The organism is Kitasatospora sp. MAP12-44, from assembly GCF_029892095.1.
GTDB lineage: Bacteria > Actinomycetota > Actinomycetes > Streptomycetales > Streptomycetaceae > Kitasatospora.
Map to the genome: position 1 here is coordinate 1,869,555 of NZ_JARZAE010000004.1, position 12,292 is coordinate 1,881,846.

Below are 12,292 nucleotides of genomic sequence, written 5' to 3' on the forward strand. Positions count from 1 at the left end.
GACTGACTACCGCCTGAACCGCCGTCAGGAGCACGGCGGTTCAGGACCGATGACCGGCGTCGGGCAGCCGCCGGTCATCGGTCGGCTCCAGTCCACCCGCCCGGACGGGAGCTGTCAAGGGTCTAGACCATTTTTGATCTCCGGAGTACGGCGACCAGGTGCAGCGACCCGCTTCGGCGACCCGGTGCAGACCCGGGCGGGCGGCGTACCGGCGGGAGTACCGTGGAAGCTCGGAGCCGCGTGGGGCCGAGGTGACGACATGGTGATCGTGGATGCGGTGCTGGGAGCGCTGGCCGGACTGGCCGGTGCCTCCGCGGTCGTGGTGGGCTTGAGCCTGCGGGTGGTGCAGCAGTTCCAGCGCGGCGTGGTCTTCCGGTTCGGCAAGGTGCGCGAGGAGATCCGCCAGCCCGGTCTGGTGCTGCTGATGCCGATCGCCGACCACATCCAGCGGGTGAACATGCAGATCGTCACGATGCCCATCCCCGCCCAGGAGGGCATCACCCGGGACAACGTGACCGTCCGGGTGGACGCGGTGGTCTACTTCCGGGTGGAGGACCCGGTCCGGGCCGCCGTGGCGGTGCAGGACTACCAGTTCGCCATCTCGCAGGTCGCGCAGACCTCACTGCGCTCGATCATCGGCAAGAGCGAGCTGGACGACCTGCTGGCCAACCGCGAACCGATCAACCAGGGCCTGGAGTTGATGCTGGACAGCCCGGCGCTCGGCTGGGGCGTGCGGATCGACCGGGTGGAGATCAAGGACGTCGCGCTGCCCGAGTCGATGAAGCGCTCGATGGCCCGGCAGGCCGAGGCCGACCGCGAGCGGCGCGCCCGGATCATCACCGCGGACGGCGAGTTCCAGGCGTCGGCCCGCCTCTCGGAGGCCGCCGCGATCATGAGCGCCACTCCGGCGGCGCTGCAACTGCGGCTGCTGCAGACTGTGGTGGAGGTCGCCGCCGAGAAGAACTCGACGCTGGTGCTGCCCTTCCCGGTCGAGCTGCTGCGCTTCCTGGACAGCGCGACCAAGGTCAACCTCGCGAAGCCGGCGCCGTCCACCGAGCAGGGCGCACCGGCGCCCCCGGAGGTGGCATCGGCGAACGGCACCGCCCCCGCCGTCGAAGGCCCGGCGACCGCCGAAGCGCTGCAGGACGCGCTGCACGCGGCGATGCGGGCGGTGGCCGAGGCGGACGCGGAGGTGGCGGCGGACCTGGAGGTCCTGGAGGCGGACGACCCGTCGGCCAAGGGCTAACGAGCTAGGAGCAGGCGCTCGACAGCGAGAAGGGCCGCCGACCCCCGGCTGGCGGGGTCGGCGGCCCTCGAAGGGTGCCGCGGGGTTAGAGCGCGACGCCGAGCAGCGCGTCCACGGTGCGCGAGACCAGGCCCGGCGCGCCCATGTCCTGGCCGCCGGTGCGCTCCTGCTCGGCGGCCCAGCGGTCCACCGCGGCCAGCGCGCCGGCCGTGTCCAGGTCCTCGGCGAGCGCCGCGCGGACCTCGGCGAGCAGCTGCTCGGCCGCCGGCCCGTCCGGGCGCGAGACGGCTGCACGCCAGCGCGCCAGGCGCTCGACGGCCTCGTCCAGGACGGACTTGTCCCACTCCCAGTTGCTGCGGTAGTGCCGCGAGAGCAGCGCGAGGCGGATCGCCGCCGGGTCCACGCCGTCGCGGCGCAGCGCGGAGACGAAGACCAGGTTGCCGCGCGACTTGGACATCTTGTGCCCGTCCAGGGCGACCATCCCGGCGTGCACATAGGCCCGCGCGTACGGGTGGCTGCCGGTGACCGCCTGGGCGTGCGCGGCGCCCATCTCGTGGTGCGGGAAGGCGAGGTCGTTGCCGCCGCCCTGGATGTCGAACGACATCTCCAGGTACTCCAGCGCGATCGCCACGCACTCGATGTGCCAGCCGGGGCGGCCGCGGCCGAGCTCGGTGTCCCAGGCGGGCTCGCCGGGGGCGCGCGGCCAGCCAGAGCAGCGCGTCCAGCGGGTGCTTCTTGCCCGCCCGCTCCGGGTCGCCACCGCGCTCGGCGAAGATCGCCAGCATCTCCTCGCGGCTCAGGCCGGAGACCTCGCCGAAGCGGGCGTCGGACTCGATCGAGAAGTAGATGTCGCCGTCCAGCCGGTAGGCGGCGCCGGTCGCCAGCAGCTTGGTCACCAGCGGGACGATCCACGGGATCGACTCGACGGCGCCGATGTAGTGAGCCGGCGGGAGTATCCGCAGCGCCGTCATGTCCTCGCGGAAGAGCGCGGTCTCACGCTCGGCGAGCTCGACCCAGTCCTGACCGGTGGCGTTGGCGCGCTCCAGCAGCGGGTCGTCCACGTCGGTGACGTTCTGTACGTACAGGACGTCGTGGCCGGCGTCCCTCCAGACCCGCTGAACCAGGTCGAAGGTGTTGTACGTGGCGGCGTGGCCGAGGTGTGTGGCGTCGTACGGGGTGATGCCGCAGACGTACATCCGGGCGGTGGGGCCCTGCGGCACCACCTCCCGGATACAGCCCGCGGCGGTGTCGTGGATACGCAGGGGGAGTCCCTGACCAGGCAGGGCGGGAACCTCGGAGGCGGGCCAGGCATGCATGAAAATGACTTTAACCTTGCGATCATTTGAAAGGCTAACCAGTACGTCAGATTCGGCTGAATCTGCGCTGTACGCCACAGTTCTCCTGCCTGGGAATACGGCCACCCGGTGACGGATCTGGACCCGTGACGGCTCTAGACCGGTGGCCAGGGGATCGAGGGCCACTCGTCGGACGGCGCCGGGTGGCGCCCGGTGCGCAGCAGCGCCGCGACCCGTTCCCGGGTGGCCGTCAGCTCAGCCGCCGTCAGATGCGGCCGCAGACGCTCCCCCAGCGCACCGTCGAGATCGCCGGACAGCCGGTGCAGCATCTCGGCCGCCTCCTCGGCCAGCGGCTGCTCGGCCCAGCCCCAGAGCAGTGTGCGCAGTTTGCCCGGGACGGCGAAGGTCACGCCGTGGTCGATGCCGTAGATCCGCCCGTCGGCGGCCGAAAGCAGGTGGCCGCCCTTGCGGTCGGCGTTGTTCAGCACCGCGTCGACGACGGCGAGCCGGCGCAGCCGCTGGTCGTCCAGGTGCACCAGCAGCGCCGTACGGCCGCCGCCGACCTCGGCCCGGACGATCGGCAGCCAGCCCTGCTCGGGGCCGGCCGGGTCCTGCAGGGCGAGCAGCGCCGGCGCCTGCGGGTCCGGCTCGACCCAGATCTGCACCATCCCGCTGCCGTACGGCCCCTCACGCAGCACGGTGGGCGGGATCAAGCCCCAGCCGGTCGCCGCGGCCAGCTCGTACGAGGCCACCTCGCGGCCGGCCAGGGTGCCGTCCGGGAAGTCCCAGAGCGGGCGCTCACCCGCGACCGGCTTGTAGACGCAGAGCGCGCTGACGCCGTCCAGCGCGACCGAGCAGTAGAGCGCCGCGTTGGAGGCGTCGGTCAGCTGCCCGTGCACGGTGAGCTCGCCCGCGCGCAGCAGGTTCAGCGCGGCGGGGACGTCGGCGGCCAGCGCGGCCGCGAGCGCGGGGTCGGCGTCGGGTATGTCGGGGTCCGCCGCCTCGGGCGTCTGAGCCTCGGACATCTGGGCCTCGGACATCTGGGCCTCGGGCGCGTCGGCTTCGCCGCTCACGCCGTTCAGCGCCGGTAGCCGTTCGCGCGCGGACACAGGTGCCCTTCCGGGTCCAGCGGCAGGTTGCAGAACGGGCAGGGCTTGCGGCCGGCCGCCACCAGGTCCAGCGCCCGCTTGGCGAAGACCCGGGCCATCGCCCCGCTGAGCCGCACCCGGAGCATGTCCGGGCCGTTCTCGTCCTCGAAGGCGACCTCGGCCTCCGGGTCGTCCTCCTCGCCCTCCAGCACCGCCTGCGCCTCGACCACCAGGCAGCTCGCGGTGCTGTCCCAGGCCAGCGCCATGGTGCCGACCCGGAACTCCTGCTCCAGCGGCAGGTCCAGCGGCGCGGTGTCGATCAGCTCGACCGGGGCGACGGCCGGGATCGGGGCGTCGCCGCCGCTGCGCCGCAGCGCTTCGTCCAGCACCTCCTCGACCCGCTCGGCGAGCGCCGCGACCTGCGTCTTCTCCAGCAGCACGCTGGTGATCCGGCCGCGTGCGCTGGCCTGCAGGAAGAACGCCCGGGCGCCGGGCTGGCCGACGGTACCGGCCACGAACCGCTCGGGCTGGTCGTAGAAGTAGACCTGACGGGGCACTCTCTCGCTCCGGGGGTGTGAAACGGGTCGGTGGGGGGCGTGCTTTTCACCCTACGGCTTTCGTGTCGCCGTGGGAGGGTCCGGCCTCAGGCCGTCCCGGTGTCGCCGCCGACCACCGCGTCACCGGACGGAGCGCCGCCGGACGCGTGGGCCGGGCGCGGGCGCAGTGACCCGAGGTCGCCGGTGTCGCCCATCCGCAGCACGAAGGGCCGCTGCGGGGTGTAGCGGATCGCGGTCACCGAGCAGGGCTCGACGTTGATCCGCTGGAAGTGGTCCAGATGCAGCCCGAGCGCGTCGGCCACCACGGCCTTGACCACGTCACCGTGCGTGCACACGGCCCAGACCGCCTCCGGGCCGTGCTCGGCGGCGATCTTCTCGTCCCACTCACGGGCCGCCGCCACCGTCCGGTGGCTCAGCGCGCGCAGCGACTCCCCGCCGGGGAAGGCGGCCGCGGAGGCGTGGTCCTGGACGGTGCGCCAGAGCGGCTCCTGCGCCAGTTCGGAGAGTGGACGCCCGGTCCACTCCCCGTAGTGGCACTCGCCGAACCGGTCGTCCAGGGTCGGCTCGCCGAGGTCCGGACGGGCCTCGACCAGCGGCGCCAGGGTCTGCCGGCAGCGCTCCAGCGGGCTGCTGACCACCTGCGCCAGCGGAATGCCCGTCAGCCGGTCCACCAGCGCGGCCGCCTGGGACCGGCCGGTGTCGTCGAGGTCCACTCCCGGCGTCCAGCCGGCGAGGATCCCGGCGGTGTTGGCGGTGGACCGTCCGTGGCGTACCAGCAGCAGCGTGGGCATGGATCCAAGCCTACGGGGTGGTCCAGTCCTCCCGGCAGGGCCCTGGGCCCTGCCTTGGACCTGCCTTGGACCTGCCTTGGCCCTGCCTGGGCCCTCAGGCCAGCCCGGCCAGCTCGACGGCCTCGACCGCCGTACGCAGCGCGGCGATCCGCTCGTCCAGCGTGAAGCCGGCCGGGGCCAGCGTGAGCGTGGTGACGCCCGCGTCCGCGAAGGCCTGCATCCGGTCGGCGATCCGCTCCTTGGTGCCGAGCAGCGAGGTGGCGTCGATCAGCTCGTGCGGCACGGCGGCCGCGGCGCCCGCGTAGTCCTTGGCGAGGTAGCGCTGCTGGACCTCGTCAGCGGCCTGCTCGTAGCCCATCCGGCGGGTCAGCTGGTTGTAGAAGTTCTTGTCCTTGCTGCCCATCCCGCCGATGTATAGCGCGGCGTAGGAGCGGTGGGCGTCGGCGGCGGCCTTGACGTCCTCGCCGACCGAGATGGTGACGGTCGGGCAGATGTCGAAGCCGTCCAGCGTCAGGCCGGCCTTGGCACGCCCGGCGGCCAGCTGGTCGAGCGAGAGGGCGGCGTGCTCGGGGGCGAAGAAGATGCCGAGCCAGCCGTCGGCGATCTCGCCGGTGAGCTCCAGGTTCTTCGGGCCGATCGCGGCGATGTACAGCGGGATGTGCTCACGCACCGGGTGCACGGTCAGCTTGATCGGCTTGCCCGGGCCGCCCGGCAGCGGCAGCGTCCAGTTGGGGCCCTCGTGCACCAGGCGCTCGCGCGACATCGCCTTGCGGATGATCTCGACGTACTCGCGGGTGCGGGCGAGCGGCTTGTCGAACTTGACGCCGTACCAGCCCTCGGAGACCTGCGGACCCGAGACGCCCAGGCCCAGCCGGAAGCGGCCCTCGGAGAGGGTGTCCAGGGTGGCGGCGGTCATCGCGGTCATCGCCGGGGTGCGGGCCGGGATCTGGAAGATCGCCGAGCCGACGTCGATCCGCTCGGTCTTCGCCGCCACGAAGCTCAGCACGGTCGCCGCGTCGGAGCCGTACGCCTCGGCGGCCCAGCAGACCGAGTAGCCGAGCCGGTCGGCCTCCTGGGCGACCGCGATGTTGTCGGCATCCATGCCGAGTCCCCAGTAGCCGAGGTTGATGCCGAGTCGCATGAGGGTGCCGAGCCTTCCGGGAGAGGGGTCCGCGCCGAGCGTAGCCGCGGTGCGGGGGCCATGCTACTGGCCGGTAGTTGTGGTGCGCGTCACAGCTCGGGGCGGTGGCGGGCGCCGCGCGTGCTCTGCGGGTCGGCGCAGTGCCCCTGCGGGCTCCCACTACGCTCTTCCCTCGTGGACTTTCGCCCCGCCCGGCCCCTGGCCTGCTGCGCCCTGGCCTGCCGTGCCCTGGCCGCTTGAGCGTTCCGTCCGCGCAACCGATCGAGGGGGCTCCTTGTGGAGAAGCGTCATCTCGGCCGCACCGGCCTACGGGTCTCCCGGCTCGGCCTGGGCACCATGACCTGGGGCCGGGACACCGACGAGCAGGAAGCCGCCGAGCAGCTCAAGGAGTTCGCCGACGCCGGCGGCACCCTGGTGGACACCGCCGACATCTACGCGGACGGCGGTGCCGAGTACCTCATCTCGCGCCTGACGGACAACCTGATCCCACGCTCCGAACTGGTGATCGCCACCAAGGCCGGCAGCGTCCCGGACAGCGACCGCCGGTTCGACACCTCACGCGGCCAGCTGCTGACCGCCCTGGACGCCTCGCTGCGCCGACTCGGCACGGACTACGTGGACCTGTGGCAGGTGCACGCCTTCGACCCCGGCACCCCCACCGAGGAGACCCTGCACGCGCTGGACCTGGCGGTCTGCTCGGGCCGCGCGCGCTACGCCGGGGTGTCCAACTTCAGCGGCTGGCAGCTCGCCAAGGCCGCCACCTGGCAGCGCTGCGGGGCGGGCCGGGTACCGCTGGCGTCCACCCAGATGGAGTACTCGCTGCTCCAGCGGGGCATCGAGCGCGAGGTGCTGCCGGCCGCGCTGGACGGCGGGCTCGGGCTGCTGGCCTCCTCACCGCTGGGCCGCGGGGTGCTGACCGGCAAGTACCGGCACGGGGTGCCGCCGGACTCGCGGGGCGCCTCGCCGTACCTGTCCGGCTTCGTCCAGCCGTACCTGGGCGAGCGCTCGCGGCGGATCGTGGACGCGGTGGCGACCGCGGCGGACGGCCTGGCGAGCAGCCCGCTGGCGGTCGCGCTCTCCTGGGTGCGCGACCGGCCCGGCGTGGCGAGCGCGATCGTGGGCGCCCGGACCGCCGCTCAGCTGCGGTCATCACTGTCGGTGGAGGCGCTTACGCTTCCGGATGAGATCCGCGGTGCGCTCGACGACATCTCGGCGCCGGTGCGTCGCTACCCCGATCAGGACTGGAACGAATTGTGAGCCAGACGCACGACTCCGTTGATTCCGCTGACTCCGCTGACGCTGTTGGGGACGCACCCGCTGCTGCCGGTACCGGCACGGGCGGCGAGGGGGAGGGTCGGCGGACGGCCGAGGTCGCCGCGCTGGCCGAGGCGATCCGCACCATCGTCCGGAGCGAGGCCGGGGACGCCGCCGCTGCGGCTGCCCCCGCCGCCGCGCCGGACGAGGCCCGGGCCGAGGCGCTGCGCGCCGTGAGCGAGGTGCTGGCCGCCGGTGGGGCGCCGGCGGAGGCCGTCCCCGGGCTCGCCGCGGCCGCGCTGGCCGCGTACGGCGAGGGCGCGGCCGACGCGCTGCGCGAGGACCCGTGGGGTCTGCTCGTGCTGCCCGGCGTCCGCCCCGAGCAGGCCGACGGGTTCGCCCGCGCGCTGCTCGGCTCCGCGGCCGGCCCCGGCGACACCCGCCGCGGCCAGGCGCTGGCCGCCTGGCTGCTAGAGCAGGCGGCGCTGCGCGGCCACTCCGCGCTGGAGGCCGGCGAGTTGCAGAGCGGGCTGGAGAAGCTCGGCCTGCCGGATCCCGCGCAGGCGCTGCAGGACGTGGTGCTGGACGGCCGGGTGATGCCCTTCCAGGAGGAGCTGACCGGTCCCGCCGCGCTCGCTGCTGCTGCCGCTGCGGGTGGCGGGGAGGACGAGGACGGCGAGCCGCCGATGCGGATGCTGCTCGCGCTGGAGCGCCTCGCGCTCGCCGAGGACAGCGCAGCGGACGGCCTGGTACGGATCATGTCCACCTTCGAGCCGGCTCCGACTCCGACTCAGGCTGAGGCTGAGGATGGGGATGGGGATGGGGATGGGGATGGGGAGGTGGACGGGCCTGCCGTGGCCACCGCCGAGGCGTGGGAGGCCGCCGCGGTGGCCGCGCCGTCCTCCTCGGCCACCGCGCTGATCCGCGCCGCCGCCGAGCACCCGCTCGTCCTGCACACCGGCGGTGAGGCCTCGCGCGGCGAGCTGGCCGCGCTGCTCGCCGCCGCCCAGGGGCTCGGCCTGCGGGCCTGGGCCGCCTCCTGGACCGAGCACGGCCGCGACGCGCTCGCCGCGCTGCTGCCGTCACCCGAGGAGTCGCCTGAGGCGTCCTCCGAGGCGTCGCCTGCGGCGTCGTCCGAGGCGGGCGAGGCTGGCGAGGCGCCCGCGCCGTCGGCCACGCTCGGCGAGCTGCTCTCCGGTGCCCGCAGCCCCGGGCGGGCCGAGGACGGCTCGCTCGCCCTGGACCTGCTCATCGTCCAGGACGCCCCGCTGCTCGACCTGGAGTTGGCCGCCACCCTGGTCGAGGCGCTCGCCGACGGCACCCGGCTGGTGCTCAGCGGCGACCCCAACCAGCTCTGGTCGGCCGGCCCCGGGCGGCTCTTCGCCGACCTGCTGGCCGCCAAGCCCTGCCCCGTCGTCGCCTCCCGAACCCCTGACCTCGGCCCGATCGGCGAGCTGGTCTCCGGCATCGGCGTCGGCGAGCTGCAGACCGTCGAGGCGCCGGACAAGGAGGTGGTGATCCTCACCGCGCGCGACGGCGCCGAGGCGGTCCACCGCGCCGTCCAGCTGCTGACCGACTCGATCCCGCGAGCCCTGGGCATCCCCGCCGAGCAGGTGGTGCTGCTGACCCCCGGGCACGGCGGTACGGCCGGCACGCGCGCGCTCAACGCCGCCGCCAAGGCCCGGATCAACCCCGGCCCCGGACGCTTCGGCGGCTTCGACCCCGGTGACCGGGTGGTGCACTCCCCCGCCCCCGGCGTGAACCGCCCCGGCACGGTGCTGGGCGGCGACGCGGCCGGCCTGCGGCTGGCGTTCGCGAGCGGCGAGGAGCTGACGGTGAGCCCCGCGCAGGCCGCGCAGCTGCGCCACGGCTGGGCCCTGACGGTCCATCAGGCGGTCGGCCGGCGTTGGCCGGGCGCGGTGGTGGTGCTGCCCGAGGACGCGGCCGCCGCACTGACCAGGCAGTGGGTCTACACCGCGTTCGGGCGGGCCGAGCGGCACCTGTCCGTGGTGCACGCCGCCGGACCGGCGCTGGCGCAGGCCGTCGCCGAGCGGTCGGCCCAGCCGCGGACCACCCGGTTGCGGGCGATCCTGGCCGAGCACGCCGAACAGGCGGCGTACTGAGCACTGAGCACGACGGGGGTGGGCCGCACGGCCCACCCCCGTCAGTTCCGCGTTTCCTCAGCCTTCCGAGCCGCCGCCGTCCGGCTCCTCGTCGTCGTAGACCTCGCTGACGTCGAAGCGGCAGATCAGCAGCTGCGGGTCCGGGCTGTCGAAGGGCTCGGCCAGCCACTCGCCCGGCTCGGACGGCTCGGCCGCGGCCACCCAGACCGTCGCGTCGCCCTCCTCCAGGCCGAACTCCTCGGCGCGGGCGGCGATCTCGTCCGGCTCGTACTCGCCGAACACCACCCCCACGGCCGCGCTCACGCCTTCGCCGGCCCCGCTCGGCTTGTCGGCGCCGACCGGCGTCAGCGAACTGTCCAGGCGCTCGGCCTGGGCACGCAGCCGGCGCGGATCCGCGATCCGGTAGTCCCGCCGGATCAGCACGCTGATCGCGGCCGGCTGGTCCGGCGCCCGGTAGCTGTCGGGCAGCCCGTCACCGGGGACCTCGAAGGGAGTGACCTCGTCATAGACCTCGTAGAGCAACTGGTCGTAGGCGATGGCCGCGGCGGCCAGCTCCTCGTACGCGGCGAAGACAGCGGGGTCGTCCGCTGTGGTGGTGCTGGACACCGCTTCCAGATGGCGGTCGATGGCGGCCTTGACCGCCTCGGCGGCGTCGCGTACCTCGGTGCGGGTGAGCTGCGCGGCATCAGACATGGGGCAGACGGTATCCGTACCCGGGGCCCGGGCGCACAGGGGTTCCGGTCTGAGTGCGCGATTCACAGGCAATTTGCCCGGCAAAGTCCCTTCCGGGCCGATTTGTTCCAGCGATGCGGTCGCCTGCGGGGGTCGCATTCCGGGTCCTCAAGGCGGGTAGAACGTCTCCAGACGTAGGCGCTCGACGGGAGTTGAGCATGCATCAGACGGTCCTTGACGGCTGGTCCGATGCGGGCCTACGCCGCTGTCAGGGGCAGGTCGTAGGCTTACCCGCAGACGTCGCTGAGGAGGCGAACCTTGATCCAACCGAAGCTGGTCCGGCAGTCCGAGTACGAGTACCAGTCGCTGCGGATGCCGCGCGGCACGACAAGGAACGCGGCACGCCAGCTGCTCACCGAGCACGCCGAGTACGGGCACTGGGAGCTGGACAGGCTGCGACTCCTCCCGGACGGCAGTCGGACTGTCCTCCTGCGTCGGCGGATCATCCGGCAGACCCGGAGCTGGTGACGGCCTCCCCCGTCATGACGAGGGAGGCCGGGCAGAGCAGGCGACCCGGAGGCCGCCGCGGGCTCAGGCCGCCGTGCGCGAGCGGCGGTACAGCACGCCGCCGCCGATCAGCAGCGCGAGACCGGCCGGGCCGATCAGGCCGAGCCCGTCGACGCCGGTGAAGGCGAGCTGGGTCGCCTTGGCCACCTGAGGCGCGGGGGCGAGCGGCGCAACCACCGGGGCCGGAGTGTGCACGGCGCCGACCACGGGCGAGGCCGGCGTCACGACGGGGGGTGCGACGACCGGCACGCTGCTCGGCGGAGGCGGGCTCTGGGGCGGAGCGGGCGTGGGCGCGGACTGGTTGACGCAGTCGTTGCCCATGGCGGAGTTGCCGAGCCCGACGACGTCGACCGTGTTGCCGCAGGCGTTGACCGGCACGTCGACCGGCGTCTGCGCCGTGTTGCCCGAGCCCACGCCGGGCGAGCCCTGGCTGGCACCGGAGGCGCTACTGCCGCCGACGCTCGGGACACCGGAACCACCTGGGCTGCCCGTTCCACCCGTTCCACCCGAGCCGCCCGATCCGCCCCAGGTGCCGGGCGCCCCTGGCGTCCCCGGCGTCGCCGAGGTCGGCGTCCCGCTGGTGGCACCCGTACCGCTCGTCCCACCCGTCCCGCCGTTCCAGGTGTGCGACGGGCCGCCGTGGCTCGGCGCCGAGGCGTTCGCGCACTGGTTGCCGAAGGCCGGATTGAGCAGCCCGATGACGTCCACGGTGTTGCCGCAGACGTTGACGGGCGCGTCCACCGGCACCTGGAGGCTGTTGCCCGACCCGACCCCGGCAGAGTTGGCCGCCACGCCCTGGGCCTCGGTGCTCGCGTAGGCGTACCCCGCGGTGGACGCCAGCACGCTGCCGGTGGCCACAGCGGTGAGGATCCCTCTCCTGGCAACTTGTCGCATAGGTACCCCTGACATCTGATGGTCTGAATTTCCGACGAGAGCTTTTCCCGCCCACTACTTAACGAGTCACCCCTCGAAAGGTTGGCCCAACCAGCCGCGCCTCACTCGATCGGGTAGGTTTCGCCGATTGCTCTAGCGAATATTCGTCCGAGCCGGAAAGCCGAAGAGGGCCACCCCGGACGGGGCGACCCTCTTCTCCCTACATTCCCGCCAGATTCGGCAATTCCAACGATTCCAAGGAATCACCCGACCCAGGCGGAACCGGTGCTCAGAAGTTCTGGCAGTTGTTGCCGAAGGCCGGGTTGAGCAGGCCGATCACAGAGACGGTGTTGCCGCACAGGTTCACCGGGATGTTCACCGGCACCTGCACGTTGTTGCCCGAAAGCACGCCGGGCGAGTTCACCGCAGCGCCCTCGGCACCCGCACCACCGTGGGCGGCGGCCACACCGGCACCGGCGAGCATCAGGCCACCGGCGGCAGCGGCAACAACGGCGATCTTCTTGACCTTCATGATTTCCTCCTGATCATGTGACAGGCCATTCTGCGGACTGTCATAGGAGTCAACGAGGCTCTGCCAAATGGGGTACGGACGCGACTCCCCATTCACCCGTAACGGTGATCATTCGATCATCTGACCGCATCTCCATCGCCCATCTCCACCGCC

At 73.1% G+C, this 12,292-nt stretch carries 11 protein-coding genes and 1 pseudogene; 4 read left to right on the plus strand and 8 right to left on the minus strand.

Annotated elements, in window-relative coordinates; translation table 11 throughout:
• Positions 1-259: 259 nt before the first annotated feature.
• Complete coding sequence (locus P3T34_RS08980; protein ID WP_280665478.1) at positions 260-1,246, plus strand: slipin family protein; 987 nt, start codon at positions 260-262, stop codon at positions 1,244-1,246.
• Between the two features lie 85 nt (positions 1,247-1,331).
• Here the strand turns inward: P3T34_RS08980 and mshC are convergent.
• The 5 genes and pseudogenes from mshC to P3T34_RS09005 all read right to left on the minus strand — a co-directional run bounded on the left by mshC (position 1,332) and on the right by P3T34_RS09005 (position 6,118).
• Positions 1,332-2,562: pseudogene (gene mshC, locus P3T34_RS08985) on the minus strand (cysteine--1-D-myo-inosityl 2-amino-2-deoxy-alpha-D-glucopyranoside ligase).
• Positions 2,563-2,696: 134 nt separating this feature from the next.
• Positions 2,697-3,614, minus strand: a complete 918-nt coding sequence (locus P3T34_RS08990) for an SCO1664 family protein (protein WP_280665479.1) — start codon at positions 3,612-3,614, stop codon at positions 2,697-2,699.
• 5 nt (positions 3,615-3,619) lie between these two features.
• Positions 3,620-4,186, minus strand: a complete 567-nt coding sequence (locus P3T34_RS08995; RefSeq protein ID WP_280665480.1) for a DUF3090 domain-containing protein — start codon at positions 4,184-4,186, stop codon at positions 3,620-3,622.
• An 86-nt stretch (positions 4,187-4,272) separates the two neighbouring features.
• Positions 4,273-4,977 carry a histidine phosphatase family protein gene (locus tag P3T34_RS09000; RefSeq protein ID WP_280665481.1) on the minus strand — a complete coding sequence of 235 codons (705 nt, stop codon included), beginning with the start codon at positions 4,975-4,977 and terminating at the stop codon, positions 4,273-4,275.
• 94 nt (positions 4,978-5,071) lie between these two features.
• Positions 5,072-6,118 (minus strand): LLM class F420-dependent oxidoreductase, encoded by a 1,047-nt coding sequence (locus P3T34_RS09005; protein ID WP_280665482.1) that lies wholly within the window; start codon positions 6,116-6,118, stop codon positions 5,072-5,074.
• A 276-nt stretch (positions 6,119-6,394) separates the two neighbouring features.
• Here P3T34_RS09005 and P3T34_RS09010 point away from each other — a divergent pair, with 276 nt between their 5' ends.
• Together P3T34_RS09010 and P3T34_RS09015 are read left to right on the plus strand one after the other, a co-directional pair.
• Positions 6,395-7,375: an aldo/keto reductase gene (locus P3T34_RS09010; protein WP_280665483.1), complete on the plus strand. Its 981-nt coding sequence runs from the start codon at positions 6,395-6,397 to the stop codon at positions 7,373-7,375.
• A complete protein-coding gene (locus P3T34_RS09015; RefSeq protein ID WP_280665484.1) occupies positions 7,372-9,495 on the plus strand; it encodes an ATP-binding domain-containing protein in 2,124 nt (707 codons plus the stop codon). Before P3T34_RS09010 ends, P3T34_RS09015 begins: the two co-directional genes overlap by 4 nt.
• Positions 9,496-9,552: 57 nt before the next feature.
• Here P3T34_RS09015 and P3T34_RS09020 read toward each other — a convergent pair whose 3' ends face one another.
• Entirely contained in the window at positions 9,553-10,188 is a 636-nt protein-coding gene (locus P3T34_RS09020; protein ID WP_280665485.1) for a hypothetical protein, read from the minus strand.
• 300 nt (positions 10,189-10,488) lie between these two features.
• Here P3T34_RS09020 and P3T34_RS09025 point away from each other — a divergent pair, with 300 nt between their 5' ends.
• Positions 10,489-10,695, plus strand: a complete 207-nt coding sequence (locus P3T34_RS09025) for a DUF5703 family protein (RefSeq protein WP_280671911.1) — start codon at positions 10,489-10,491, stop codon at positions 10,693-10,695.
• 63 nt (positions 10,696-10,758) lie between these two features.
• Here P3T34_RS09025 and P3T34_RS09030 read toward each other — a convergent pair whose 3' ends face one another.
• Together P3T34_RS09030 and P3T34_RS09035 are read right to left on the minus strand one after the other, a co-directional pair.
• Complete coding sequence (locus P3T34_RS09030; protein ID WP_348534643.1) at positions 10,759-11,592, minus strand: chaplin; 834 nt, start codon at positions 11,590-11,592, stop codon at positions 10,759-10,761.
• Positions 11,593-11,896: 304 nt separating this feature from the next.
• Positions 11,897-12,139, minus strand: a complete 243-nt coding sequence (locus tag P3T34_RS09035; RefSeq protein ID WP_280665487.1) for a chaplin — start codon at positions 12,137-12,139, stop codon at positions 11,897-11,899.
• Between the last annotated feature and the right edge of the window lie 153 nt (positions 12,140-12,292).

Excerpts from the sequence above, each read along its gene's own strand:
- P3T34_RS09020 (WP_280665485.1), bottom strand. The coding sequence starts at position 10,188 with ATGTCTGATGCCGCGCAGCTCACCCGCACCGAGGTACGCGACGCCGCC.
- P3T34_RS08980 (WP_280665478.1), top strand. The coding sequence starts at position 260 with ATGGTGATCGTGGATGCGGTGCTGGGAGCGCTGGCCGGACTGGCCGGT.
- P3T34_RS09000 (WP_280665481.1), bottom strand. The coding sequence starts at position 4,977 with ATGCCCACGCTGCTGCTGGTACGCCACGGACGGTCCACCGCCAACACC.
- P3T34_RS09035 (WP_280665487.1), bottom strand. The coding sequence starts at position 12,139 with ATGAAGGTCAAGAAGATCGCCGTTGTTGCCGCTGCCGCCGGTGGCCTG.
- P3T34_RS09005 (WP_280665482.1), bottom strand. The coding sequence starts at position 6,118 with ATGCGACTCGGCATCAACCTCGGCTACTGGGGACTCGGCATGGATGCC.